19 protein-coding genes and 2 pseudogenes are annotated in these 22,399 nt (G+C 49.5%); 1 reads left to right on the forward strand and 20 read right to left on the reverse strand.

The window, feature by feature from the left end; translation table 11 throughout:
• Nucleotides 1-121: 121 nt before the first annotated feature.
• From VF724_RS18775 to VF724_RS18860, 18 genes and pseudogenes are all read right to left on the reverse strand, one after another.
• Nucleotides 122-910, reverse strand: a complete 789-nt coding sequence (locus tag VF724_RS18775) for an ABC transporter permease (protein WP_371755782.1) — start codon at nt 908-910, stop codon at nt 122-124.
• Nucleotides 907-1,779 (reverse strand): ABC transporter permease, encoded by an 873-nt coding sequence (locus VF724_RS18780; protein WP_371755783.1) that lies wholly within the window; start codon nt 1,777-1,779, stop codon nt 907-909. Before VF724_RS18780 ends, VF724_RS18775 begins: the two co-directional genes overlap by 4 nt.
• Nucleotides 1,780-1,801: 22 nt before the next feature.
• Nucleotides 1,802-2,611, reverse strand: a complete 810-nt coding sequence (locus VF724_RS18785; protein ID WP_371755784.1) for an ABC transporter ATP-binding protein — start codon at nt 2,609-2,611, stop codon at nt 1,802-1,804.
• A gap of 121 nt (nt 2,612-2,732) precedes the next feature.
• A complete protein-coding gene (locus tag VF724_RS18790; RefSeq protein WP_371755785.1) occupies nt 2,733-2,909 on the reverse strand; it encodes a PNPOx family protein in 177 nt (58 codons plus the stop codon).
• Nucleotides 2,910-2,938: 29 nt separating this feature from the next.
• Nucleotides 2,939-4,123 (reverse strand): acyl-CoA dehydrogenase family protein, encoded by a 1,185-nt coding sequence (locus VF724_RS18795; RefSeq protein ID WP_371755786.1) that lies wholly within the window; start codon nt 4,121-4,123, stop codon nt 2,939-2,941.
• Between the two features lie 21 nt (nt 4,124-4,144).
• Nucleotides 4,145-5,104, reverse strand: coding sequence for a VOC family protein (locus VF724_RS18800; RefSeq protein WP_371755787.1), 960 nt, complete (start codon nt 5,102-5,104; stop codon nt 4,145-4,147).
• Between the two features lie 408 nt (nt 5,105-5,512).
• Nucleotides 5,513-7,408 carry a PAS domain S-box protein gene (locus tag VF724_RS18805; protein WP_371755788.1) on the reverse strand — a complete coding sequence of 632 codons (1,896 nt, stop codon included), beginning with the start codon at nt 7,406-7,408 and terminating at the stop codon, nt 5,513-5,515.
• 158 nt (nt 7,409-7,566) lie between these two features.
• Nucleotides 7,567-7,764, reverse strand: a pseudogene (locus VF724_RS18810) (Rieske (2Fe-2S) protein); the annotation flags it as partial.
• Between the two features lie 73 nt (nt 7,765-7,837).
• Nucleotides 7,838-8,137, reverse strand: a complete 300-nt coding sequence (locus VF724_RS18815) for an FAD-dependent oxidoreductase (RefSeq protein ID WP_371755789.1) — start codon at nt 8,135-8,137, stop codon at nt 7,838-7,840.
• Between the two features lie 285 nt (nt 8,138-8,422).
• Complete coding sequence (locus VF724_RS18820) at nt 8,423-9,223, reverse strand: carbon-nitrogen hydrolase family protein (RefSeq protein WP_371755790.1); 801 nt, start codon at nt 9,221-9,223, stop codon at nt 8,423-8,425.
• 5 nt (nt 9,224-9,228) lie between these two features.
• A complete protein-coding gene (locus tag VF724_RS18825; RefSeq protein WP_371755791.1) occupies nt 9,229-10,608 on the reverse strand; it encodes a purine-cytosine permease family protein in 1,380 nt (459 codons plus the stop codon).
• A 7-nt stretch (nt 10,609-10,615) separates the two neighbouring features.
• A complete protein-coding gene (gene speB / locus VF724_RS18830) occupies nt 10,616-11,581 on the reverse strand; it encodes an agmatinase (RefSeq protein ID WP_371755792.1) in 966 nt (321 codons plus the stop codon).
• Nucleotides 11,582-11,735: 154 nt separating this feature from the next.
• Complete coding sequence (locus VF724_RS18835; RefSeq protein ID WP_371755800.1) at nt 11,736-13,127, reverse strand: sigma-54 interaction domain-containing protein; 1,392 nt, start codon at nt 13,125-13,127, stop codon at nt 11,736-11,738.
• Nucleotides 13,128-13,203: 76 nt separating this feature from the next.
• Nucleotides 13,204-13,842 (reverse strand): C1 family peptidase, encoded by a 639-nt coding sequence (locus tag VF724_RS18840; protein ID WP_371755793.1) that lies wholly within the window; start codon nt 13,840-13,842, stop codon nt 13,204-13,206.
• Nucleotides 13,843-13,909: 67 nt separating this feature from the next.
• Nucleotides 13,910-14,404, reverse strand: a pseudogene (locus VF724_RS18845) (DUF6875 domain-containing protein); the annotation flags it as partial.
• A gap of 167 nt (nt 14,405-14,571) precedes the next feature.
• Nucleotides 14,572-16,038, reverse strand: a complete 1,467-nt coding sequence (locus VF724_RS18850) for a sigma-54-dependent transcriptional regulator (protein ID WP_371755794.1) — start codon at nt 16,036-16,038, stop codon at nt 14,572-14,574.
• Complete coding sequence (locus VF724_RS18855; RefSeq protein ID WP_371755795.1) at nt 16,031-17,323, reverse strand: sensor histidine kinase; 1,293 nt, start codon at nt 17,321-17,323, stop codon at nt 16,031-16,033. The genes VF724_RS18850 and VF724_RS18855 overlap by 8 nt, the downstream gene beginning before the upstream one ends.
• On the reverse strand, nt 17,323-18,483 hold the full coding sequence (locus tag VF724_RS18860; RefSeq protein ID WP_371755796.1) for an iron-containing alcohol dehydrogenase: 1,161 nt from the start codon (nt 18,481-18,483) through the stop codon (nt 17,323-17,325). Before VF724_RS18860 ends, VF724_RS18855 begins: the two co-directional genes overlap by 1 nt.
• A 251-nt stretch (nt 18,484-18,734) precedes the next feature.
• On the opposite strand from VF724_RS18860, the gene adhP reads away from it, so the two are divergent.
• Entirely contained in the window at nt 18,735-19,748 is a 1,014-nt protein-coding gene (gene adhP, locus VF724_RS18865; RefSeq protein ID WP_371755797.1) for an alcohol dehydrogenase AdhP, read from the forward strand.
• A 261-nt stretch (nt 19,749-20,009) separates the two neighbouring features.
• Here the strand turns inward: adhP and VF724_RS18870 are convergent, their stop codons facing one another.
• Nucleotides 20,010-20,369, reverse strand: a complete 360-nt coding sequence (locus VF724_RS18870; RefSeq protein WP_371755798.1) for a Lin0512 family protein — start codon at nt 20,367-20,369, stop codon at nt 20,010-20,012.
• 329 nt (nt 20,370-20,698) lie between these two features.
• Nucleotides 20,699-21,460 (reverse strand): TIM barrel protein, encoded by a 762-nt coding sequence (locus VF724_RS18875; protein ID WP_371755799.1) that lies wholly within the window; start codon nt 21,458-21,460, stop codon nt 20,699-20,701.
• Nucleotides 21,461-22,399 lie beyond the last annotated feature (939 nt).

Genomic DNA, 22,399 nt, shown 5'->3' on the forward strand with positions numbered 1-22,399 from the left:
TTAATTAGGGCAGTGAATGTACAGCATTCCATGACCCAGCATACAGGAGGCGCTTTTTGTTTTGCAAACCGCATTTTAATTCATTACAGGAATAGCTCCATATATGTATTTAATGATTGGATCAAGCGGAAATGCCCGCAGATCCTCTTTGCCACCTTAGAAAATAAGCCTCCAGAGCGAGAAACAATGAATTGAAAAGGATGCCGCCGATTCCCAAAATGACCATTCCGGCCCACATGCTCAAGATATCGAAGTTTGCCTGGCTTTGAAGGATCATGTAACCGATGCCTCCGCTGGCAGAAATCATTTCGGAGATCACCATCATGATGAAGGCAAGAGCAAGCGAGATTCGCAAGCCTGCGAATATTTCCGGCGAGGCCGCCGGCAGAATGACATAAAAGAGGTGGCGGATTCCTCGAATTCCATAAACCCTGGCGGAGTTGAGCTGCGTCGAATCAATCGACTGTACGCCTTTCACCGTATTCAGCAGAATCGGCCAGATAACGCCGAAAGCAATGAATAAAATCTTCATCGAATCGCCGATGCCGAACAGGATCAGAAAAATCGGCAGCGCCGCCGGCGGCGATATGGCTCTTCCGAAATGAATGATCGGTTCGAAATAAGCATCCAGACCGCGCACGAGTCCGATCGCAACTCCGAGCATAATCCCGAAAACACTGGCCAGACCCCATCCGGATATGATTCTGAACAGACTCGGCAAAGCATTATGTTGTAATGCCGTTATGGACAGCCAGTTCCGTCCTAGCTCTTTCGCTATCTCCAAAGGCGTCGGAAAGAAAAAAGCATGAAACAAGCTTGTCAGCAACTGCCAGAGAAGAATCAGTCCGATCCATAACGCGAATGTCTCCGCTGTTCGGTAGTAGAGTGTGGAAGCGCGTCTGGTGTTCAATGGATCTCCCCCTTTTTCTTGCGGAATGAGGTATGCCAGAAAAATAAACGATGTTCCGCGTACTCCATGATCATATTAATCGCGTATCCAAGGAGACCTGAAATAAACGTCGCACTGTATACCGGATTTAGGGAGCCCGATGCGGACTCCTGAAGAATCCATCCTCCCAGCCCTTGACCGCTTCCGGCCACCATCTCCCCGGCGATGGCAACGGAGAGGGCAATTGAAAGCGCGATCCGAATACCGGTCGCAATGAACGGGGCGCTGCTTGGCAGTTCTACTTTCAGCAGCGTTTCCCATCGGCCGAACCCGAACGTTCTGGCTGTTTGGCAAAACAACTGATCTACATTGTGCATACCGTATATGCTGTTGATTAAAATTGGCCAGATGGATGTCCAGACAACTAGTGAGATCGTGGCTCGCTCGGAAAGTCCGAACATCAAAATGGCAAGCGGAGCAAGCGCAACTGCCGGAATCGGACGCAGGGTTTCTACCAACAGGCGCGTCAACCGGTAAGCAAGCGGATATCTCCCAAGCAATAACCCGGCCGGTACGGCAATTAAAGCAGCCAATGCCAGGCCCGCAAGCATCGCCTGCACCGTGCCGTACACATGGACAATAAATGTGGGTTCAAAAAGCAGGCCGAAGGAATATTTCACAATCGTCCAGGCCGAAGGAAAGTATTGGGTATCAACTAGAAGCGCTGCAAGCTGCCAAAGGGTGAAAGCCGCAAAAATGCCCGCACATCCCTTGGCTATGGTTTGGATTCGCGTCTTTCCCTTTATAGCAAAATCTGACGATCTGCCATTCGCTCTTTTGCAATGAGCAGCTGTTAATTTTTTTAATAGTTTACTCTGCATGGTATCCATTTTTTATTCACACCGTCCCCGTCTATGATGGCTCCGGCGTACCAGATTGAAGAATCATGCCGACCACTTCGCTACGAAGCTGAACAAATTCCTTTGTCGCCCTTGTTTGAACTTGATGTCTCGGTCTGAACAATTGAATGTCGAGGTCCTTTACTAGACGGGCTGGAGGCTGTGACAAAACAATAATCCTATCGGACAAATATATGCTTTCATCGATATCGTGCGTAACGAACAGGATGGTCATGCCGAACTTTTCATGAACCGACAAAATCAAATCCTCGAGATCCGCCCGAGTTTGCGCATCAACCGAGGCCAGCGGCTCGTCCATAAGCAGCAGCTTCGGACGATAAGCCAATGCACGGGCGATGGCCACGCGTTGCTGCATACCGCCGGACAGCTGCCAAGGGTATTTGTGAGCCGATCCGGAAAGGCCCACCGCTGCCAGACTTGCGCTGCTGCGTTCCGATGCCTCCTTGGCTCCGACCTTTTTGCGAAGAGGAAACTCAACATTTTTTTGCACGGTCATCCAAGGAAACAGGGAACGCGTATAATCTTGGAAGACAAACGCTACTTGTGAAGGAATGTTGCCGTTAATTTTCTCCCCCATGACGGAAATGCTTCCTCGCGAAGTTTTGATTAATCCCGAGATGATTTTTAACAATGTCGACTTCCCGGTGCCTGATGGGCCTACGATCGAAACAAACTCCCCTTCGTATACACAAAAGCTAAGATCATCTATGGCCCGTTGGGAACCTGAAGCGCTTTCATATTCGTACTCCAGATCACGCACTTCAAGAACTAAGTTTTTTCTTTCAGCAATATCTGCTTCCATGTTCGCCCCCCATGATCCAAATTGCAAGCGCTCTCTTTTTAGCCTTACTCTTATCATAATAACCTTATCATTCGAGAACAAATAGACAAACGATATTTCAGAAATCACGATTGCTTATAAATCAGTGCTGCTTCAACAATCCATATACTTCCGCATCCAGCTTTTTGGCCAGCTCCGGATTATATGTTTTCTCGTAGTCGGGTTCCACCGTAATTCGGCCGCCGTAAAAGATGACGTCCTCAACTTCTTTGACATTTACTGTAACGACGCGGATGTAACCGATTCTCCCCTTGTTCATCCTGCTCTCCCCTTTTCGGCAGAAAACGATCAATATTCAACCTTCACCGGCAGACCGAGCTCAAGCTTGCCAAAAATTTCGCCAAGCCCATCAAAGTTAAAAGCCATATGCTGGGCTCCGGCATGGATATCCCGCCAAAACTGCTGCAGCAGGTTGCTCTCTGCCGAAGCCGCCGCACCGCTGTTTAAGAATATGCTTTCCATCGCTTCACTGCACAATTGAGCGCTATAGGCATAATTGCAGCGCAGGCGTACCCGCTCCGAATAGTCGAGTACCCGGCCCGATTCGACAATTTCCAGAGATTTCATTAATAGCGCATGAGCTGCTTCGATCTTCGTTGCGATTTTAGCCATCCGGATTTGCTGATGCGTCAGCTCCGCCACTCGGACTCCGGTTCTCGTTTTGTTCTTGCTGATAACCGTATCCCGCCAGAGTTCATATGCACCGAGCGTAGAGCCCAGAATTACGGAAAGCAGTGTAGCAGGCATTACCGCTGATAATTGGATACGGTACAGCGGCGCCGTATTCAGCTGCATACCGGGCGAAATACCGTACAAATTCCAAGGCTCCAGCTCCATCGTTCGATGGGAGGGAACAAATACATCCTTCAATTCAAACATATTGCTGCCCGTTCCCCTCATACCGATCACATGCCAAGTATCGTGCACCAGCATGTCGCTTTTCGGCACAAGAAAATAATACACCGCTTTCTCCTGCTCGTTTCCAGACTGCGGAAGGGGCACGAGGATCAAGGCCCAATCGCTGTGCTCGATTCCGGAGGAGAAGCCCCATTTCCCGCTCAATACGTATCCACCCTCCACCCGGTTCACTTGCATATCCGGGCTGGGATTCAGAGAAGAAGCGATGCACGCATCCGGGTTGTCGCGCCATACGTCAGCTTGCGCCTGATCCGGCATGAACGCGGTCATCCAGCTGTGCAGCAGGAGCAGCGCATAGCACCAGCCCGCTGACGGTTCGGCCTTGGCCACTTCAATGGTTGTAGCCGCAAGTGTCTTCCAGCTCAATTCATGGCCTCCCCAGCGTTCAGGTACCAGCATTCTCACAAGGCCCGATTGAATGATCTCTTTAATCGTTTCAGGCGGTTGGCTCCTCAATTCGTCCGCCAGCTTGGAGCGGGAGCGAATATTTGGGGAAAGACCTTTGCAGCGTTCGAGGGCTTCATCGTGAGACAACTTCTTGATAGCATCCTGCATGTTTCGTAACCTCCTGGAAAATTATGGATTGATGACGGGTGTGCCGTAGGTGTGGAATGTCGCCGGCAAAGGATTCCCCCAAGCAAGACCCTTCTTCCTCTCTTGCGGTGTCCAGGTAATCGTTTCCCAGTCCGGAGAAAGAATCAGAAATCCTCCCGAGCACACTTCGATGCGATTTCCTCCCGGCTCATACACGTACACAAACATCGTTTGTCCCGCTACATGCTTGCTCGGCGAAGCCTCAATAAAAATACCGTGATCCAAAAAAATATCCGCGGCTCGAAGCACCATCTCCGAGCTTTCAACCTTGAACGCCGCATGATGAAAGCGCCCTTTCGTTCCGGTTTTATCCAGTGAAATCGCAAGATCATATGACTTGTTCGTGACATGCAGCCATGCCGTGACCTTCGAGCCTTGATCCGTTATCGCCTGCTCGCTCAATCTAAAGCCCAGTTTCTCTTGCCAGAAGGCGCTGTCTCCATCGACATTGGAACTGAATAGGTTGATATGGTCCAATGAAGTAACAGATGCTCCCCGGGCCGCATATTTTTGCGGCAAATTTTTAAGCGAAGGCTTTAGGGACGGCGGAGCCACGTATTTTTCGGCTTCATAATACAGCTCTACAGCATGCCCATCCGCATCCGTACAGCGGTACGTCTTCCCGTGACCGTAATCGCCGTCCGACCAGCCGATTCCAAGGCCGCTCCGCTCGATAGCCTGAGCCCTCCGATCCAACGCCGCCGGCGAAAATGAGCGCAGGCCAACGTGACCGAGCCCGGCATGCTTGGCTTCCGTCAGCTTCAAGCTGTATAAAGATTCGTCGCCCCAGCCGCGAAGAAACACAGACTGCCTCTCGCTATGGATGGCTTCCATGCCCATTAACTCGCGGAAGAAAGCGAGGCTTTCGTCCGGCTTTGGCGTCAACAGCTCGATGTGCGCCAGATAAGCGATATCCCGAATAGGTTCTTTAAATTCCGTCATTTCTGCTCCTCCTCCACAATTCGTGTCTCAATTGCACCAATTTCTCCGAACTCCACCCGAACAACATCTCCGCTTTGCAAAAACGTTCCCTGGGCTTCGCCTACGGTCCCTCCGGCATTCCGGTACAGACGATGTCTCCCGCTCCTTCCCATGTTTTTGCTTTGTAATGATCATAAATCAGCCAGCCTCAGCCGTAAAATATACAAATGCAATTTGAGAAATCGCATTTTCTTATCAAATATGCAACGTCGAACACGTGAACAGTTCCTCAACGGACGGCCGGCGGGAAATGATCTTCAGTTCAAGCATAATCAAACAGGCATACCCCTTAACTGCTAAGGGATATGCCTGATATTACTCAGTATTCATGTCAATCACTTCAATTTATCGAACAGATTCCATTCCTTCTCAGGAAATCACACACGGGATTTGAACCTCGACAGTCGTCCCGCAATTTTCTTTGCTGCTGAACCGGAGAGTGCCGTTATGCGCTTGGACGATCCCGAAGCAAATCATCAATCCCAAACCGGTTCCGGTTTCTTTCGTGGAAAAAAAGGGCTCGCCGAGCTTTCGGATCATATCCTCCGGTATCCCTTTGCCTTCATCGATAATACGAATGGAGATATTGCCATTGCTTGCCGTTCGAACACAGATTTGAACCGTTCCGCCATTAGGCATCGCTTCAATCGCATTTTTCAGCAGATTGACAAACACCTGCTTCATTTGATTCTCATCGCATTGAACAAGCGGAATGTCCGGTTCGAAGTCATAATGGATCTGCACATTATTCAAGATCGCTTGCGAATCAAGCAAAAATACGACATTCCGGATAAGCTCCACAATCGAACTCTCTTGAAAATGAATTTCGTGAGGTTTGGCAAGGATCATAAATTCATTCACGATCGAATGGATCCGGTCCAATTCAGACAGCATAATTTCAATATATTTTTGTTCATTTCCTTTGTTTGTTTTCATCAGCTGCACGAAGCCTTTTAATGAGGTCAAAGGATTTCTGATTTCGTGAGCGACCCCGGCGGCGAGCTGGCCGACGACCGAGAGCTTCTCTGACCTGAGCATATATTCTTCCGTCCGTTTCCGATCCGTCAAATCGCGGATCACCGTCTGCACGACAGGAAATTGCAAATATTTGTGGATATAGATCGACGAGGTTTCCACATCGACGAATGTTCCATCCAATCGGACGAGTTTGATCTCCATGTAATCCAGTTTTTCATTGCTGGTGATAGCTAATCGGATACGTTCAGTTACGACCCCTGCATAATCGGGATGAATGAAATCAAAAATCGATCTTCCGATAACTTCTTCCTGGCTTTGGGCTCCGACTAACGCAAGCGTCATGTCGTTGACATAATGTATCTTCCCATCTTTATGAATGACCATCGGTTCCGGCAATAATTTGATCATGCGCCTGAACTGCAGTTCCCTTTCGAAAAGCTCCTCTTCCGCCTTTTTTTGCTCGGAGATATCCTTGCACAGCAATTGAACCGACCGTTTTCCCATATACTCAAGCGGCAGGGCGCTTATCTCAATGTCGATCATTTGTCCATCCAATCTGACCAGCTTCTTTTGAATGTTCCTCGCCGGTTTTCCTTCTTTGAACAGCTGCTGAAGCTTCGACTCCAGAGTATCCAGATCAGTTGGGTGAATAAATCCGAAAATTTCCTTGCCGATCAGTTCCGCTTGATCAGCCGCTCCAGCCAATTTGACTGCAGCCGGATTGACAAACACGATCCGGTAATCGCTGTGCACGATAATCGGCTCCGGCGACAATTCAACGAGCTGCCGGTACCTTTCTTCACTTTCCCGCAGTTTCTGCTCGGCAAGCTTGCTTTCGGTGATGTCTCTTTCCACCCCGACAAACCTCTCAATATTCCCTTCAGCGTCGCGAATGGGATAAATCGTTATATTGGCATGAGACATGCTGCCGTCTTTTCTGAGCTTCATAGTTCCATAGCCGGTGACGCTCTCTCCAGATTTCAGCTTATTCTGCAATTTCTCAGCTTCGTGCTGCAGGTGCGGAGGAACCATCGGCAGAACCAGACCGCAAACTTCGCCTCTCGTCCATCCGTGCATTTTCTCGAACGAATCATTCACATCCAGCACTCGTCCTTCACAATCCGTAACAATGATACCGTCCGAGGACCGATTCATGAACAGGCGTAAAAAGCTGTCGGTCATATTTATTTTTTTGCAAGCGTTTGCATTGATTTTGAAGTTTTTAACGGGATGTTTGCGTGAAGATATAGGAGACAGGTAAACTGTTGCTTTGGCGCGCTTTTTCATAGAGTGTTATATTCTCCTCATCTGGCAAATTGGCACTTTTTAACTAATATATCACAGAGTTAAAAGATTATAAATATTCAAATATACCCACTTAATAAAAGCAGTACGTCCCTTGACGCCGCCAAAGCAGCGATGGCCGCACTGCCGTATTGATCTGTTTACCGTTCCTCTTGGTTTCTCAGCAAAATATAAATACTCTCTTCATCGGCTTCCACCGTAAAGCCCTTGAGCCGGACTTGTTCATCAGCCAAATGCTTGCCCGATTTCAGATCAAATTCCCAGCCATGCCAAGGACATCGCAAAATTTGCCCATCGTGTCCGTAATGATATTCATAAACGTTTGAGCTTAAACGTGTCCCGCCGACTCTGCCCTCGCAAACGGGAGCGCCGAAATGCGGGCAAACATTTCTCCAAGCTTAAAAACAGCCGTCAATATGGAAAATGCCGATTTCCATGCCGCCGGCGCGAGATTTTCTGCCCAAGGCCCGCTTTATCGGCAACACGGGTTTTTACTAATTTCCGCTCACTTTTCTGCTCGCAGCGTCCGGCTGCAACTAAATTGTCAATATCCGGATGGGTAAGACTGGCTAAAGGCACATAGTGGACATGATCATTGGAGAAAGGCGGCCAGAGGTGACCATCCGAACGATCATGCAGCTCAATCGACCAAGCCGTTCGGGCAATCGCATCCGGAAATCGGACTCCCGATCGGACATCGTCGACCGTCAATTGCCGACGGCCGACGATCCAGCGGGTCTGACGAATACCGGGAAGGCTGTAAGCCCGAATTCATCTCCGCGTTCCTTCAGCCGGACTGCGAAATTCTGCAAAATGTCCATTTGCTGAATTTGCTCCACATCGACTCCATTGTGCCGATCAAACAGCCACTGGAACGGCAGTGCGGCTTGGCTGTTCCCCGATACACGCGACTGCCTTTATCCACAAGCCTATTCCGGGACTTCACTCAGAAAGAAGCCCGAAAGTTTCCCATTTCCATGGATACTTAATATCCTGCTAATAAAGGTCGGTTCTGCGCTCGTTCATCATGGTGAAAAAGCTTTCCTGCAAGTGGCGCTTCCAGGCGTAGTCAATTTCCGCGGCCAGGATCTGCTCGGAATTCCCTTTTGCCGCACTCAGCGCAGTCCCATCCGGCGCATAAATCGCGGACTGGCCGAAAAATTCAAAGGCTCCCGAACATCCCGTATGGTTGGAGGCGGCCAAATACACCGTGTTGTCAATTGCGCGGGCCATGGAAAACATGCGGTAAGGCCGATCATAAGGCATCTCCCAAGCGCTCGGGGCCAGCAACAGCTCCGCACCGCCGGCAGCCAGCTTTCTGGCCGCCTCCGGAAACGCCAAATCCCAGCAGATCATCAACCCGATCCGCCCCAATTCGGTATCGGCAATTACAAATTCATCACCGGGTTTAAAAAAGCTTCGCTCATACGGCGTCATGTGTATCTTCCTGTAATTGGCCGCCGCCTCCCCTCGGGGATTAATCAGCATCAAGGAATTATAAATTCGGGCTTGCCCATCCTTTTCCACATAACCGTAGGCGATATACATTTGCGTTTCCTCAGCCGCCCGGCTCATCTCGGAAAAAATCCGGCCTTCCATAGTCTCCGCAGTTTGCAGAACTACGGGATTCAAACCGTAACCGTTGGCCGCCAATTCGGGAAAAAGCAGCAGTCTTGCCTGCGGATACAGCTCCTTGCATTCGACCGCCCGCTGCTTCATTTTTTGAAGATTGGATGAAACATCACCGTCAAAGGCCCCTTGAACAACCGCGATCTGAAATTTGTCTGTTTTGATCATCGGCCTCAGGCTTCCATCCGATTCGGTACGGCATCGTCCGGATTCGCAGCGGTGTGTTGCGACGTTTGCCGGAAAATCCCCATCAATACCCAATAGCTGATTCCCGAAACCAAGAACGTGAGGATCGTTGAACCGATGCTCAGCGGCTGAACATAGGTGAAATAATACGCAAAAATGGCGCCGATGATATAAGCCGCATAGGCGGACAAATTGAAGCCGTTCTGGTAATGATATTTTTTCTTCCTGTCGAATGCTATGTCCTCTGCGTCGTATCGGCTTTTTTTCAAGATGAAGAAATCAACCAGCACAATCGCAAATACCGGGATGAACAAAGTGGCTACCATCAGCACAAACGTGAAAAAGTTGGTCATCAGCGCTTCCTTCAGCAGAGCCCCCAGCGTGGAAACGATTCCGATCAATACGACCGGCTTCCAAAAGCCGAGTCCGGGAAACACGTTCATAAACGACATGGTTGCGCTGTATAAAGCCATAATATTTGTGGAGAGCACCGAGAAAAAGACGACAAGTGAAGCGACCAGACCGAAGCCGTATTTGGCCAGCAGAATCGTCGGATCATACGTCTGCTCCATGCCCGAAAGAATACTGAAGCCGCTGACGACGGCCCCGAGCATCATGGCGATGACGGATGCCGCGATATAGCCTAAATAAGTCCCCCACCCCCCGCTTTTCTCGCTTTTACAGTTCCGGTTGAAGTCGCACACGGAGGACATCCAGGAAAATGCGGTGGCCACCACGATATCAAATGCGATAATTCCCGTGACCGCAGGATGCTCGCTCAGCTGCATAGTCATCAAATTTGAAATGTGATACGCTGTGAACAATTTATAAAATACGATAAACGCAAGAACGATCATCGCTATCGACACATATTTTTCAACCCGCTCCACTCCTTTATGCCCATAGACGGTCATCAGCACGACCAAGACCTCCGTAAGGATGACGAACATGTCGACATTGCTGTAGCCTGTCATGTAGTTTATGGCATAATTCAAGCTAAGCCCCGCCATATAGGCTTGAATCCAGCTCCAGCCGATCAATACGAGCGTATTGACGATTGCCGGCAGGATGGCTCCTTTTTGGCCGAAGGATGCTCGTGTCAAAACCATTGTGGGAAGACCCGTACGGATACCGATATTCCCGGTCAGCGCCAGCGGAATGGCCCCCAGGACCGAGCCGATCACAATCGCCAGGATCGCATCGGTAAAAGAAATGTCCGGCACGAACATCATCCCCGTCATGACCGTTGTAATGACGACGTTCGCAGCCAGCCACAATGCAAACGTACCGAAGAAATTCATCGTTCTTTCCGACTGCCGTGTCGGCCGGATATCATCCTTGCCCAATTGCTCCAAAAAAACCGCCATTTTCTTCTCATCTCCTTGAATTGGAATTTTTCATATGATCCCGTTTGTTCAGCGCTACCAGACTCATCATTTCAAAAGCGACGGTCGCGGCCAGCATCGCGGTAATTTCCGCATGATCGTAAGCAGGCAATACTTCAACCACATCAAAACCGACCAGCTTCAACCCTTTCAACGCCCTGACATATTCAATGGCTTCATAGCTTGTCGGTCCTCCGGCCTCCGGCGTCCCGGTGCCGGGCGCATAGGCCGGATCGACAAAATCCACATCGAACGAAACATAAACCGGCCGTTCCCCCACACGATCGCGAATGCGCCGGACAACCTCCGGAAAACCCTGATCGCGGCATTCCCGCATCGTAATGACTTCAAAGCCCAGCTCCCTCGCATCATCAATATCCTCGCGTCCGTAAAGCGATCCCCTCATGCCGATTTGGATCGAGTGTTCCACATCCAGCAATCCCTCCTCCACGGCGCGCCGGAAGGGAGTTCCGTGCATATATTTCTCGCCGTAATAGTGATCCCAGGTATCCCCGTGTGAATCGAAATGCACAAGCGCTACCGGACCGTACCGGTTTTTGAAGGCTCTCAGGCTGCCCAGGCTGATGGAATGATCTCCGCCGAGGATGATCGGAACGACGGATTTTTCCAGAATCGGCTGGAGTCCGATTTGGATCTTCTGATAGGTGCGGTGAATATTCCCCGGAACCACATCGATGTCTCCATAATCAACCCCGGAGCAGTATTCGAAAATATGAATATCCTGATCAGGATTATAGGGACGCAGCAATACCGAGAAATTGCGGATATGCTGCGGTCCGTACCGTTGTCCGGTTCGATTCGAAACCGCCGTATCGAAGGGTACGCCCAGGATGACAAAATCGACGTGATCGGCTGTTGCGGTGTTCTCCAATCTCATAAAGGTCCGAACGCCGCAAAAACGGGGAGATTGCGAAGAATCCTTCGGTTGAAACATGACAGACCTCCCATTATTAAATTTTTCGTTAATTTTTAAATAGCAAAAAGAATGCCAATAAATCAGCCGATAATTCCGATGATTTTTCGCATTTTTTCAAAAAAACAAGTCGGAAACGAATCGTTCTTGATTCGTTTCCGACTTGTTGAACCGGTTATAACTCAATCTTCCATTTTTTCAGCTTTCGCACGACTGAGGTTTGACTGATTCCCAAATATTTTGCCATCTCATAGGTGGATTTGCAATTTTTCGCGGCTTGTCTCAACCATTTGCGTTCCACTTCGCCGACCTGATCCTTCATGGTCTGCCCCGGTATTCCCCATCCCTCATCATCAAATTTCATATCCTTCAGATGGCGGAATTGAATGTCAAAGGGCAGCTGCGAAGGAAGGATGCAGCGGTTCTCCGCGGTGATGACCAGCCGTTCTACCAGGTTCTCCAGCTCCCGGACGTTGCCCGGCCAATCATATTCTACCAATTCATCCACCGTCATGGAATCGAAACAGATGTTTTTGTGATACTTTTCATTATAGTGCTTGAGAAAATATTGAATAAGCAGCAAAATATCCTCTTTTCTCTCTTTCAGGGAAGGAACGGCTATCGGCACCACCATTAACCGATAGTACAGATCCTTGCGAAACAATCCCTTCTTCACCATTTCCTCCAGATCCCGATTCGTTGACACGACGAGACGGAAGTTGATCGTTCTCGGACGCACGCCTCCGATCCGGGCGACCTGCTTTTCCTGCAGCACCTTCAATAATTTGGCCTGCACGGAAAGCGGCAGTTCCCCCAGCTCATCCAGAAAAAGCGTGCCTTGATCGGCCAGTTCGATCAGTCCGGGCTTTCCTTGCTTATTGGCCCCGGTGAATGAGCCCGATTCGTAGCCAAACATTTCCGACTCGAATAAGCTTTCCGGAATCGCACCGCAGTTTACTTCAATAAGGGGACCTCCCCTTCGCTCGCTTTCATGATGGATGAAATGGGCGATCATCGTTTTCCCGACTCCGGATTCTCCCAGCAGAACGACGGTCGCATCGGACTTGGCCACATTCTTCACCAATTTCCATACCCGGATCATCGGCTTGCTGCGAATGACAAAGTTTTCGATCTTGATCTCTTTGTCACGAAGCTCTTCGATTTCGGTTTCATACAGCTTCATCCGGGCCCTCAAGTTTTCATAGTCTTCCTTGATGCTTTCAAGTTCCGTCAAATCATGCGAAAAGCTGATCACCCTGATGATTTCCCGCTCCTGATTGAATATGGGATAGCCGGTTGCCATAACGGTTCTGCCGGTCGGCGTTTTTTGCATCAGCTGGATATCCCTTTTTTCCTTGAGCACCCTGGTCGTCACCGAAGGCGAAAATACCTGCTCCCGTTCCAAGTCAAACACCGATTTCCCGATTAATTCGGAAACATCCTTGCCATAAATCGATTTGCAATTCGGACTCGCTTTCAGGACCCGGCCTTGTCCGTCCGTAATCACGATATTATCCTTGGAGACTCGCAGGATGGAATCCAGCTCCAGATCGGCTGTCGGTTCGATTGCGATCACCGCCTGTCTTTTTCATTCTTATACAAGATAAATATTATTCTGTCAATTCGTTTTCTCGATTTCAAATTCATGAATCCGCCGAACCCGTCCACATATCCATAAGCAGAGCGGGGTTTTGAAATATTGCATAGGGGATAAAGCAATAGCCGTCCTTTCCCCAGTCCGTTCCCCAGCTGTTTCGGACAATGACCATTTGTTGTGCGTCATCGTATCCCGCCGCGCACAGCGCATGTCCTCCCAGCAGTTGTTCTCTCGCAACGTCCGGCACATCGATCACGCCGGTGGCGACCGGTCCCGGTCCTTCAAATGATTCATAGATAAGCATACCGAACACAACCGGCCATCCTTGGGCAAGCGCCGCCTTCAGATGGTTCAGACCGGCAACCCGATGATATTCGCTAATCCGGAAGTGAATGGCGTCGGCCTCGGCGGCGTCGTCCGGCTTCTTCCGGAAATCCTCCGTATACGGCCAGAGCTTCGACCGGCAAACTCCGAGCTTTTGCAGAAGCTTCATTCCGTCTCTTAGACTTGCCCCGGCATCCTGGCCGACCGTTCCTTCGACCTGCCTTTCGTGCCAGTACAAATAAAGGCGGCTGAGTCTTTCGAAGGGCCTGCCGGATTGCAGCAGGAGATATTCCCGGAGCCCGCGGACGATCGCATTGGCTGTGCAGCTGCCAAGCTCGCCCTGGTCCACCACAGGCGGCATCTTGGTTGCGCTGATCCGCGGTTAAAGAACGGTCCAAATGTTTCAGATAGGCTTCAAGATACTGCCTGCGTTCTCGGGGAGCATCGTAAGGGCGATGGACAAAAGGCAGATCGGACGGAACCATGAAACGGATAGCCAGCATCGGAAAAGGAATGCGCAGAGGACGAAACCTCGGGTTATGAAGGCCCGGAGCTTCATTGGACATATGAAATTCGCCAAGCATCAAGCCCGCCTGCACGAAACGGGGCTTCAGCCGCCGTTGAATGCCGTCGATCATTTCCGGTGCTTGCTCGTCTGGAATTTCCGGGAAAATTAAAAGGATGGCTTTAAAGATGGCGTCAGGCCCATCGTTTGGTTCCATTTGCAGAAAAATATCCCGGTGCCGCTCAACGATTTGTTCAATCCGGTCTTTGTCCGTATACCGTCCGCGGATGACCGACAATCGAATCGTATCCAGCTGCAGGGCACGGGAAACAAACGGGCAAACCGGACCGGACCGTCCCAAATCGTCATGCGGTTTATCCAGATACTCCCGTATCCAGCGCAAGATGGCCGAAAGCACGGAAATATCGTTCTCCAAGACGGCAACTTCAGCAGATGTATATAGATGCTTTGGTTTCAAGCGGCCCAAAAACGCAAATGGAGCCCCGCCAATCGGCGCGGTTCCGCTTCCGGATGAATCTCAACCGGCTAATTCAATGATTATGGAACAATGGCTTGATGCCCTTGTTATTTTTCGTTTAAAATATAGCGAAGCGTCCTCAAGGAAATATTTAATTCCTCGCTCAACAATTGTCTGCTTCTTTTTGTCCCGGACAGCTTCTTTTCAATCACTCTTTTGCCGATTTCCGCATCCATCTTGCGGACCCTCTCCATCACTTTGTTTAAATCAATCCGTTCGGCTTGGCTTAGACGGTCGACCAGATTTTGCACGAATTGCCCGGTTTCCCTTTCAATGAATTCCTCTATTTGCTCCTCAACCGGTTGCTTTTCAACCGGCATGGATTTGCCGGGATTCTCCGCTGGTTGCAACAAATATGACGGAAGATGATCGGCCTTTAATAGCTTGCATTCGTGAATGGCATGCGTCTGATTGAGCACATTGAGAAGCTGTCTTACGTTCCCGGGCCAATCATACATTTTCAACATCTCCGCGGCTTCCGAATCAAGCCGGCATTCGCCGCCGTATTTTTTGTCAAGATAGGACTGCGCGATCAGCGGAATATCTTCGGGCCTTTCCCGCAAAGGCGGAATCGACAATTTCACTCCCTCCAACCGGTATAAAAGATCGGCGCGAAATTGTTTATTTTCGACCTCGGTTTCCAGATTCCGATTCGTTGCCGATATGAACCGCACATTGCTCCTTTGGATCTGTTCACTGCCTATCCTCATGAATTCTCCCGTTTCCAACACCCGCAGCAATTTCACCTGAATGGAAGGCGGCGCCTCTCCGACCTCGTCCATGAACAAAGTACCGTTGTTCGCCAGTTCGAAATATCCCTTTCTGGACTTGATCGCTCCGGAGAACGCCCCTTTCTCATGACCAAACAGCTCGCTCTCCAACAGGGATTCCGGCACCGCTCCGCAATTGATTCCGACGAACGGATACTGGACTCTTAGACTGGAGCCGTGAATGAAGCGGGCCAACAATTCCTTGCCGGTTCCCGTTTCACCCTCAATCAGGATATTAATCGCTTTCCCGGCCAGCTTTTCCGCTACAGCAATCACTTTCTGCAGCGGGCTCGAAGGCGAATAAACAATTCCGTATTCGGCAGCTTGCCTATTCAGTTTTTCCGCGTTTCCAGATGAATTCCGCAATACCGATTGAATGATATTTTCAAGACTCTCCAAATCGTCAAACGGCTTTTCCAAATAGTCTCTCGCACCCGCTTGTATCGCCGAAACGGCCGATTTGACGGTGCTGTATCCGGTCATAATCAGCACCTCGCACTCCGGATGCCTGGTTTTTATCTTGCCCAACAAATCCAACCCGTTGGCATCGGGCAGCTTCAAATCCACTAGTGCCAGGTGAAACGGAGACGGGTGCCGTTGCAGGAGCTGATCGACCTCCTTACCTGAATTTGCGATCGTCACGTCACAATTTTTATCTTCGAAAAAATATCGAAAAAACGAGGTCACCTCAGCTTCATCGTCAATTAAGAGCACTCTTCTCATTTTCATCCGTTCTTCATTCAATTTCATCCACTCCTTCATGGTCATGGATCGGCAGCAAAAAGGAAAATCGCGTGTACTCGCCCGGTCTGCTGTCCACCAGGAGCTTTCCTCCATGGGACTCGGCAATGCCCAAACTCACAGAGAAGCCCAGACCGGTTCCCTTCATGTTCTCCTTTGTCGTAAAAAAAGGATTGAATATTTGAGATACATGATCTTCTTCAATTCCAACCCCGTTGTCGCTTACAAAGATGGACACAAATTGCCGTTCTTCCAGAACGGCGAGGCACGTCCCCACGATCACTTCCGGATCGTTTCTGCCTTGAACGGCGTCTCTCGCATTGAGCAGCAGGTTGATCAACACCTGTTCGATTTGATTGCGGCTTCCTCTGACAGGGGGCAATGATGGATCGATCCGCTTCTGTATGGAAATGCCGGAAACAGCCAGTTGATATCCCACCAGCCCCAACACGTCTTCTATCAAGCCCGCGAGCTGCATCGTTTCCAATTGATATTCTTCCTGCCTTGAGAATGTCAACAGGTTTTGTATGATTTTTTTGCTGCGCAAGCCGCATTGATAAATGTCCTCCAGCATTCTGCCCGGGCGACCGTGTTTCATGTCCCTCATCAGAAGCTGGACATTTCCCAGAATCGCGGTCAGAGGGCTGTTCAATTCATGGGCGATCCCCGCGGCCATTTCGCCCAAAGCGGCCATTTTCGCGGACTGGATCAACTGCGCTTCAATCTTGACTTTCTCGCTTACATCTTTGAACAAGAGAATATTTTCGATGGAGATTCGCACATGTTCCCCCATAAGCCTGTAAAGCTCAAGCTCCTCCTGGAGATATTCGATTTTCTCCCGATTCAATAGCGTAAGAAATCCATAGATGTTTCCGGCTTTATATTGCAAACAAACGGACGTGCCGTAATAATTCGGTATTTCTTTTCCAAGCAGTTTATCGAATTCCTCGACCGATATGGCCGCGTTCGTCAAAATTCTCCTTTTGACCAAGCGGCAGGACCAGTTCCCGGCTTCCGGCTCCGAAATATAAAACAACAGATCGGAATGGTCGATCAGCGTCAAGACGAAACGGCCGAAAGAAAGAATTTGCGATAATTGGGCCGCCAAATAACCGCTGACTTCCTCCCAAGATTTGTCCACTTGGAGGCGAGTTAACCGATTAATAACTTCCAACTGTTTGTTTTTTTTCTTCATTTCTTCAACGATGACGCTTAATTCGCTGTAGTAACTTTTCCGCGAAGATTGGATGCCTGTCAGCTTGTCGATCAACTCTTGTTTTCCATGCATCAGAAGCCGCCCCCCAGAGCCCGGCGGAACAACAGCTTCACATCCGCCGCCTTCATATCCCGCGGGTTTGTGGTCATGCAGGCATCTTGAACCGCATTAAGGCTCATGAAATCAATCTGGTCTTCTTTCAGGTTCAAATTGCGCAAAGAATCGGGGATATCGAGATCGCCGGCCAATTCTTTGACGGCTTTGATCGCCTTACCGGCAGCCCCGGTCAGGCTGAGAATGTCCACGTTCTCGCCAAAAGCCGCGGAGATGTTTTTGAATTTTTCGGGACAAGAGATCAAATTATATTCCAACACATAGGGCAGCAAAATTGAGTTCATCTCCCCATGCGGCAAATCCAGTAAACCGCCCAACTGGTGCGACATGGCATGAACCGCTCCCAATATCGCGTTGGAGAATGCGATTCCAGCCTGGAGGCTGGCCATCGCCATCGCTTCTTTCGCTTCACGATTGTGCCGGCTTGCCACGGAAGGCCTAAGGTATTCGGCAATCAAGCGAATCGCTTGCAAGGAATAGCCTTCCGTCATCGGGGTAGCCGCCAGAGAGATATAAGATTCAATGGCATGCGTTAAAACATCCATACCGGTATGGGCCGTCAAACGCGCATCTTTCGTCATCAACGTCAGCGGATCAATGATGGCGATATCGGGAATTAATGACTTGGACACGATCGTCATTTTCACCTTGCGGGTTGAATTGCCGATAATGGCAAATTGGGAAACCTCCGAACCCGACCCCGCGGTGGTCGGCGCCATCACCATCGGCGGAAGCGGACTGGTTACGAGATCGACCCCTTCATATTGCCGAATCGTCCCGCCATTGGTCGCCAGCAAGGCAACTGATTTGGCAGCGTCAATCGCGCTGCCTCCTCCGATCCCGACAACCGAATTGCAACCGCTTTCAATATAAGCGTGCACACCTTTTTCCACTTCATAATCTTTCGGGTTGGGAGTGGGTTCCGTCCATAAGCAATAGTCAAGTTTGCAGTCCTTCAAATATTGGACAGCCCGTTCCACCCAACCGGAATTCAGAACGCCCTCATCGGAGACGACAAACACCTTTTTCGCCCCCAAGCGAAGCAGGCTTTCTCCAATTTGACTTAGAGAATTCGTGCCAAAAATTATTTCGGGAGTCATGAATTTGAAAATCCCCATGGGTATCCCTCCTTTACTAAACATTGTACTTTTTTATTTTACTTTTGGGTGAATATTTTAAAAAATGCCGCAAAAATGTACGGTCAGCCGATTTTTCGGCCAAAACGCCGAATTTTTGTCAATTAAACATAGAAAACTGAATTTTTTGTGCGTTTTTTCGGTTTGAAGGTTGGCATGAGTTTTGCATTGGTAAATCATCGTATGCGGAAATAACCGCTTATCACATATTATTTTAAAGGAGGATTCCGAAAATGAAAGCAGCAGTTGTCAATCAATTTCATCAAAAACTGGAAATTAAAGAGGTTCCGATTCCGAAGGTCGGACAAGGGGAAGTATTGGTTCGAATCTCGGCTTGCGGAGTCTGCCATACCGATCTGCATGCCGCTAACGGAGATTGGCCTGTGAAACCCAAGCTTCCTCTGATTCCCGGCCATGAAGGCGTCGGCTATGTGGAAAAAGTCGGTCCGGGAGTTACTTCGATCAGGGTCGGCGACAGGGTTGGAATTCCGTGGCTGTACTCCGCCTGCGGCGAATGCGAGTACTGTTTGACCGGATGGGAAACGCTTTGCAAAAACCAATTGAATGGCGGCTATTCGGCCGATGGAGGATATGCGGAATATTGCGTTGCGCCCGCCGCCTATGTGGCTAGAATCCCTGATGGTGTATCCGATGAAGAAATCGCCCCCATTCTTTGCGCAGGCGTGACCACCTATAAAGCACTGAAGGTTACGGATGCAAAGCCCGGCGAATGGATGGCGATCTACGGCATCGGAGGTCTCGGACATATTGCGCTGCAGTATGCGAAGGCTATGGGATTCAACGTCATTGCAGTCGATATCAGCGACGAGAAATTGGAGCTCGCCAAAGAGTTGGGCGCGGATCTTGCCGTAAACGGCAAAAAGGTCGATCCCGTTCAAGAAATCGAAAATAAAGTCGGCGGCGCTCATGCCGCAGTGAGTGTTGCCGTGACTCCGAAGGCGTTCGAACAAGCGTATCGTTCGGTCAGACGCGGCGGAACACTGGTAGTGGTCGGTCTTCCAAGCGGCGAATTGCCGATCCCGATCTTCGATACGGTGCTCAACGGCGTTACCGTCAAAGGTTCGATCGTCGGAACGCGAAAAGACATGCAGGAAGCTTTGGATTTCGCCGCCCGCGGCAAAGTGAAAGCGATCATCGAAACCCAGCCCCTGGAAAAAATTAATGAAGTTTTTGAACGTATGGAAAAAGGACAGATTAACGGAAGAGTGGTCTTGACACTAAAATAATGTAAGCGCTTGCCAATCATCGTTTTTCTGCTACATGAAGGGGCCGCCCCGGTTCAAAGCAGCCGCATAGCTGCTCTGGTCGGCCCCTCTTTCGATTTTCATTTTCCGTCATGTTTCGTTAACGACCTGTCGAGCAAACCGAGCAAAGGGCTTCGTTATACCGTGATCCGAACCACGGCCATTTGAATCGCAACCAGATCGACCGCATATTTCTTGGCCAATTCGGCAGGATAAGAATACGAATGTTACCTTATAGACCCTTCAATAACCAACTTCAACAGAGGCGATTACTACATAGACAAGATCATTCCGATCTTCTTTCTCCGCAAGGACAACGCCGCTGGTTGTGAGCATGCCTCCGTCGATAACCTCAAAGCTTATGCGCCCGTAAGGCAATTCCGCTTTAACGGCATCCAGATCCAATTTTTCTTTATCGGCAGGCACAGCGAGCCTAACATTCACTTTCATGTTGTGCAGATCGTTATCGGGAAGGACGGATCTTAAACCCGGCATAGAGTTATGGTGTATAGCGTTTTGAACCGCCCTGACGGCTGCTTTGGTCACGTCCTGCCCATGAAGATCGATCCCCATGCCAATTTCGATAAACATGATTTTATCCATTGCCCTGTTCAGTCCCCTTTTGCGCTTAGGATTGAATATCCTTCTGCCTTCAGAATCATAACACAAATATCGCAGATCCCACAAATGGACGTTCCCGGCATTCAAAACCGGATTGCCGGTCGTACGGGACGAAGGCCGGCATCAAGAGGAATGAGATCCTGCATTTGTCCGCAAAAACTAACCAGCCGAATTTCATTCGCTTGAATGCCGGCCGCCAACCAGTGCTGCACAACATGATAGATTTAGTTGTTTGATTCTTATATTCTACTGGCAGCCATAAAAAAATGGGCGTGTTATTTTATTAATACGTGTGTTTTTCTGCTTTTATTTTAGCCATAGATTCTTCTAAATTCCATGAGATCTTCTACAGCATCCTCAACCGTATGCGGGAGATATTCGATTCCTACGTAACCTTTATAGTTTAATTTGTCCAACTCTTCAAAAATATATGGATAGTTGAGCTCCCCGACCGGTATTTTTGTTCTGCCCGGATTGTTTGACGCATGAATATGCCCGATGTAATCGATATTCTCAGCCATCCGGCGCATCACATCGCCTTCGGTGACTTGTTGATGGTAGATATCAAAGAGCACTTTCACGTTGGGGCTGCCAATCCATTTCACCATGTCAAATGCCTCGTCGGAAGAAGACAGGAATTGCCCAGGGTGATCAATCTTCGTGTTGAGCGGTTCCAAATGAAGGATGGACCCTGCTTGTTCCAGCATTTTAGCAGCTTCCTTCAAGACGGCAATGACCCTGTCCTTTTGGACGGAGCGCGTTACGCTTGGCACTTCGATTCCGGGAACACAAAATAAGTTGCTGCACCCAAACTTTTTTGAAATTTCGATGGCATAGGACAGTCCATCCAAAAAAGCGGTGTGGAGTGTCGGATCCGCCAGCTGCATCATTTGCGTATTCATCATGACAACGTTCATGTTCAGCTGTTCTTTGACCTTGATAAGCTCATCCACGTCCACTTCTTGCCAATGCATGACCTCCGCATTCAGCATTCCTGTTCCATGGGCCTTTCTTAAGCCGTCAACCAACGGCAGCTGATGAAAGATCATCGGTATAACCACAGAAAATTTCATCATAGCTCTCCTTACCAAAGTTATTTTAGTTGAAAACTCTCTCATTTTACTTATATTCTAACGACCGCTCTAAAAAAATGAGTGTGTTTTTTTTATTAATACGTGTGTTTTTCTATTTTTCATCGACGATCGGGATATGCATAAAGCTCGACACCGCCTCCGGGTTTGGGGATACCACTCGTTTGTAAGCGAGTCGAAGGTTTCCTCCTTCTGGCATTCTTTCCGGCAGGTCGTTCTGGTCTTCGCGAGTGGAAGGGACGACTTGTGCCGAGAAAGAACTCAGCGCTCCGGCATACCCTTGCGGCTTCATCGCTATTTTTTGCCGGCAGCACTCTTGCAGATATTCGGCTGTCGTTGCTCTTCATGCGAACGCATCGGTTTTCACTCTTCTTTCGGTTCGGTCCTTCCGCTTTCCGGCGTCCCGTACTTGCATACTATGGACTCTGCTGACTCCTGCGGATTCGGCAGAGCCTTTCGGCTCTGGTTACGAAGTTACTTCGCGTATTCCTCAGGCCTCCCCAGATAAGAACGTCATCTTTCTGCCCGCGACCACCCAAGTTTACTGGGTTAGCCCTTGGCGGCTAGCCCCGCCTCAAATTGGGTTCGTATACCTTGGCCCGTGCATTTGCCTCCGGCTTCCTCCAGATTCCGCCTCGTGACGGATACCCTCGCCCTTGGCTACGCTAGGCGCTCGCCAGCCCCCGTTCGGGACTCTCACCCTAGAGATAACGCCCATGCTGGGCGTACAGAAAAAAGCCAACCCACATTGTGAGCCGGCTTGTAACAACTATACAGCTAAGTCCAAATCAAACGTATCATTCCGGAATATAAGGCAGATCTAGCATATCGGGGATGTTGATCACATGCTTTTCCGTATAAGCCAGCAAGCCCTCTTCCCCGTATTCCCTGCCGATGCCGGATTGCTTGAATCCGCCGAAC

Source organism: Ferviditalea candida (assembly GCF_035282765.1).
In the GTDB taxonomy this organism is placed as follows: Bacteria; Bacillota; Bacilli; order Paenibacillales; family KCTC-25726; genus Ferviditalea; species Ferviditalea candida.

What these genes read in the sequence shown, in the direction of transcription:
- VF724_RS18780 (WP_371755783.1), bottom strand. Translation starts at nt 1,779, where the DNA reads ATGGATACCATGCAGAGTAAACTATTAAAAAAATTAACAGCTGCTCAT.
- VF724_RS18785 (WP_371755784.1), bottom strand. Translation starts at nt 2,611, where the DNA reads ATGGAAGCAGATATTGCTGAAAGAAAAAACTTAGTTCTTGAAGTGCGT.
- VF724_RS18790 (WP_371755785.1), bottom strand. Translation starts at nt 2,909, where the DNA reads ATGAACAAGGGGAGAATCGGTTACATCCGCGTCGTTACAGTAAATGTC.
- VF724_RS18795 (WP_371755786.1), bottom strand. Translation starts at nt 4,123, where the DNA reads ATGCAGGATGCTATCAAGAAGTTGTCTCACGATGAAGCCCTCGAACGC.
- VF724_RS18800 (WP_371755787.1), bottom strand. Translation starts at nt 5,104, where the DNA reads ATGACGGAATTTAAAGAACCTATTCGGGATATCGCTTATCTGGCGCAC.
- VF724_RS18805 (WP_371755788.1), bottom strand. Translation starts at nt 7,408, where the DNA reads ATGAAAAAGCGCGCCAAAGCAACAGTTTACCTGTCTCCTATATCTTCA.
- VF724_RS18820 (WP_371755790.1), bottom strand. Translation starts at nt 9,223, where the DNA reads ATGATCAAAACAGACAAATTTCAGATCGCGGTTGTTCAAGGGGCCTTT.
- VF724_RS18825 (WP_371755791.1), bottom strand. Translation starts at nt 10,608, where the DNA reads ATGGCGGTTTTTTTGGAGCAATTGGGCAAGGATGATATCCGGCCGACA.
- speB (WP_371755792.1), bottom strand. Translation starts at nt 11,581, where the DNA reads ATGTTTCAACCGAAGGATTCTTCGCAATCTCCCCGTTTTTGCGGCGTT.
- VF724_RS18840 (WP_371755793.1), bottom strand. Translation starts at nt 13,842, where the DNA reads ATGCCGCCTGTGGTGGACCAGGGCGAGCTTGGCAGCTGCACAGCCAAT.
- VF724_RS18855 (WP_371755795.1), bottom strand. Translation starts at nt 17,323, where the DNA reads ATGCATGGAAAACAAGAGTTGATCGACAAGCTGACAGGCATCCAATCT.
- VF724_RS18860 (WP_371755796.1), bottom strand. Translation starts at nt 18,483, where the DNA reads ATGGGGATTTTCAAATTCATGACTCCCGAAATAATTTTTGGCACGAAT.
- adhP (WP_371755797.1), top strand. Translation starts at nt 18,735, where the DNA reads ATGAAAGCAGCAGTTGTCAATCAATTTCATCAAAAACTGGAAATTAAA.
- VF724_RS18870 (WP_371755798.1), bottom strand. Translation starts at nt 20,369, where the DNA reads ATGGATAAAATCATGTTTATCGAAATTGGCATGGGGATCGATCTTCAT.
- VF724_RS18875 (WP_371755799.1), bottom strand. Translation starts at nt 21,460, where the DNA reads ATGAAATTTTCTGTGGTTATACCGATGATCTTTCATCAGCTGCCGTTG.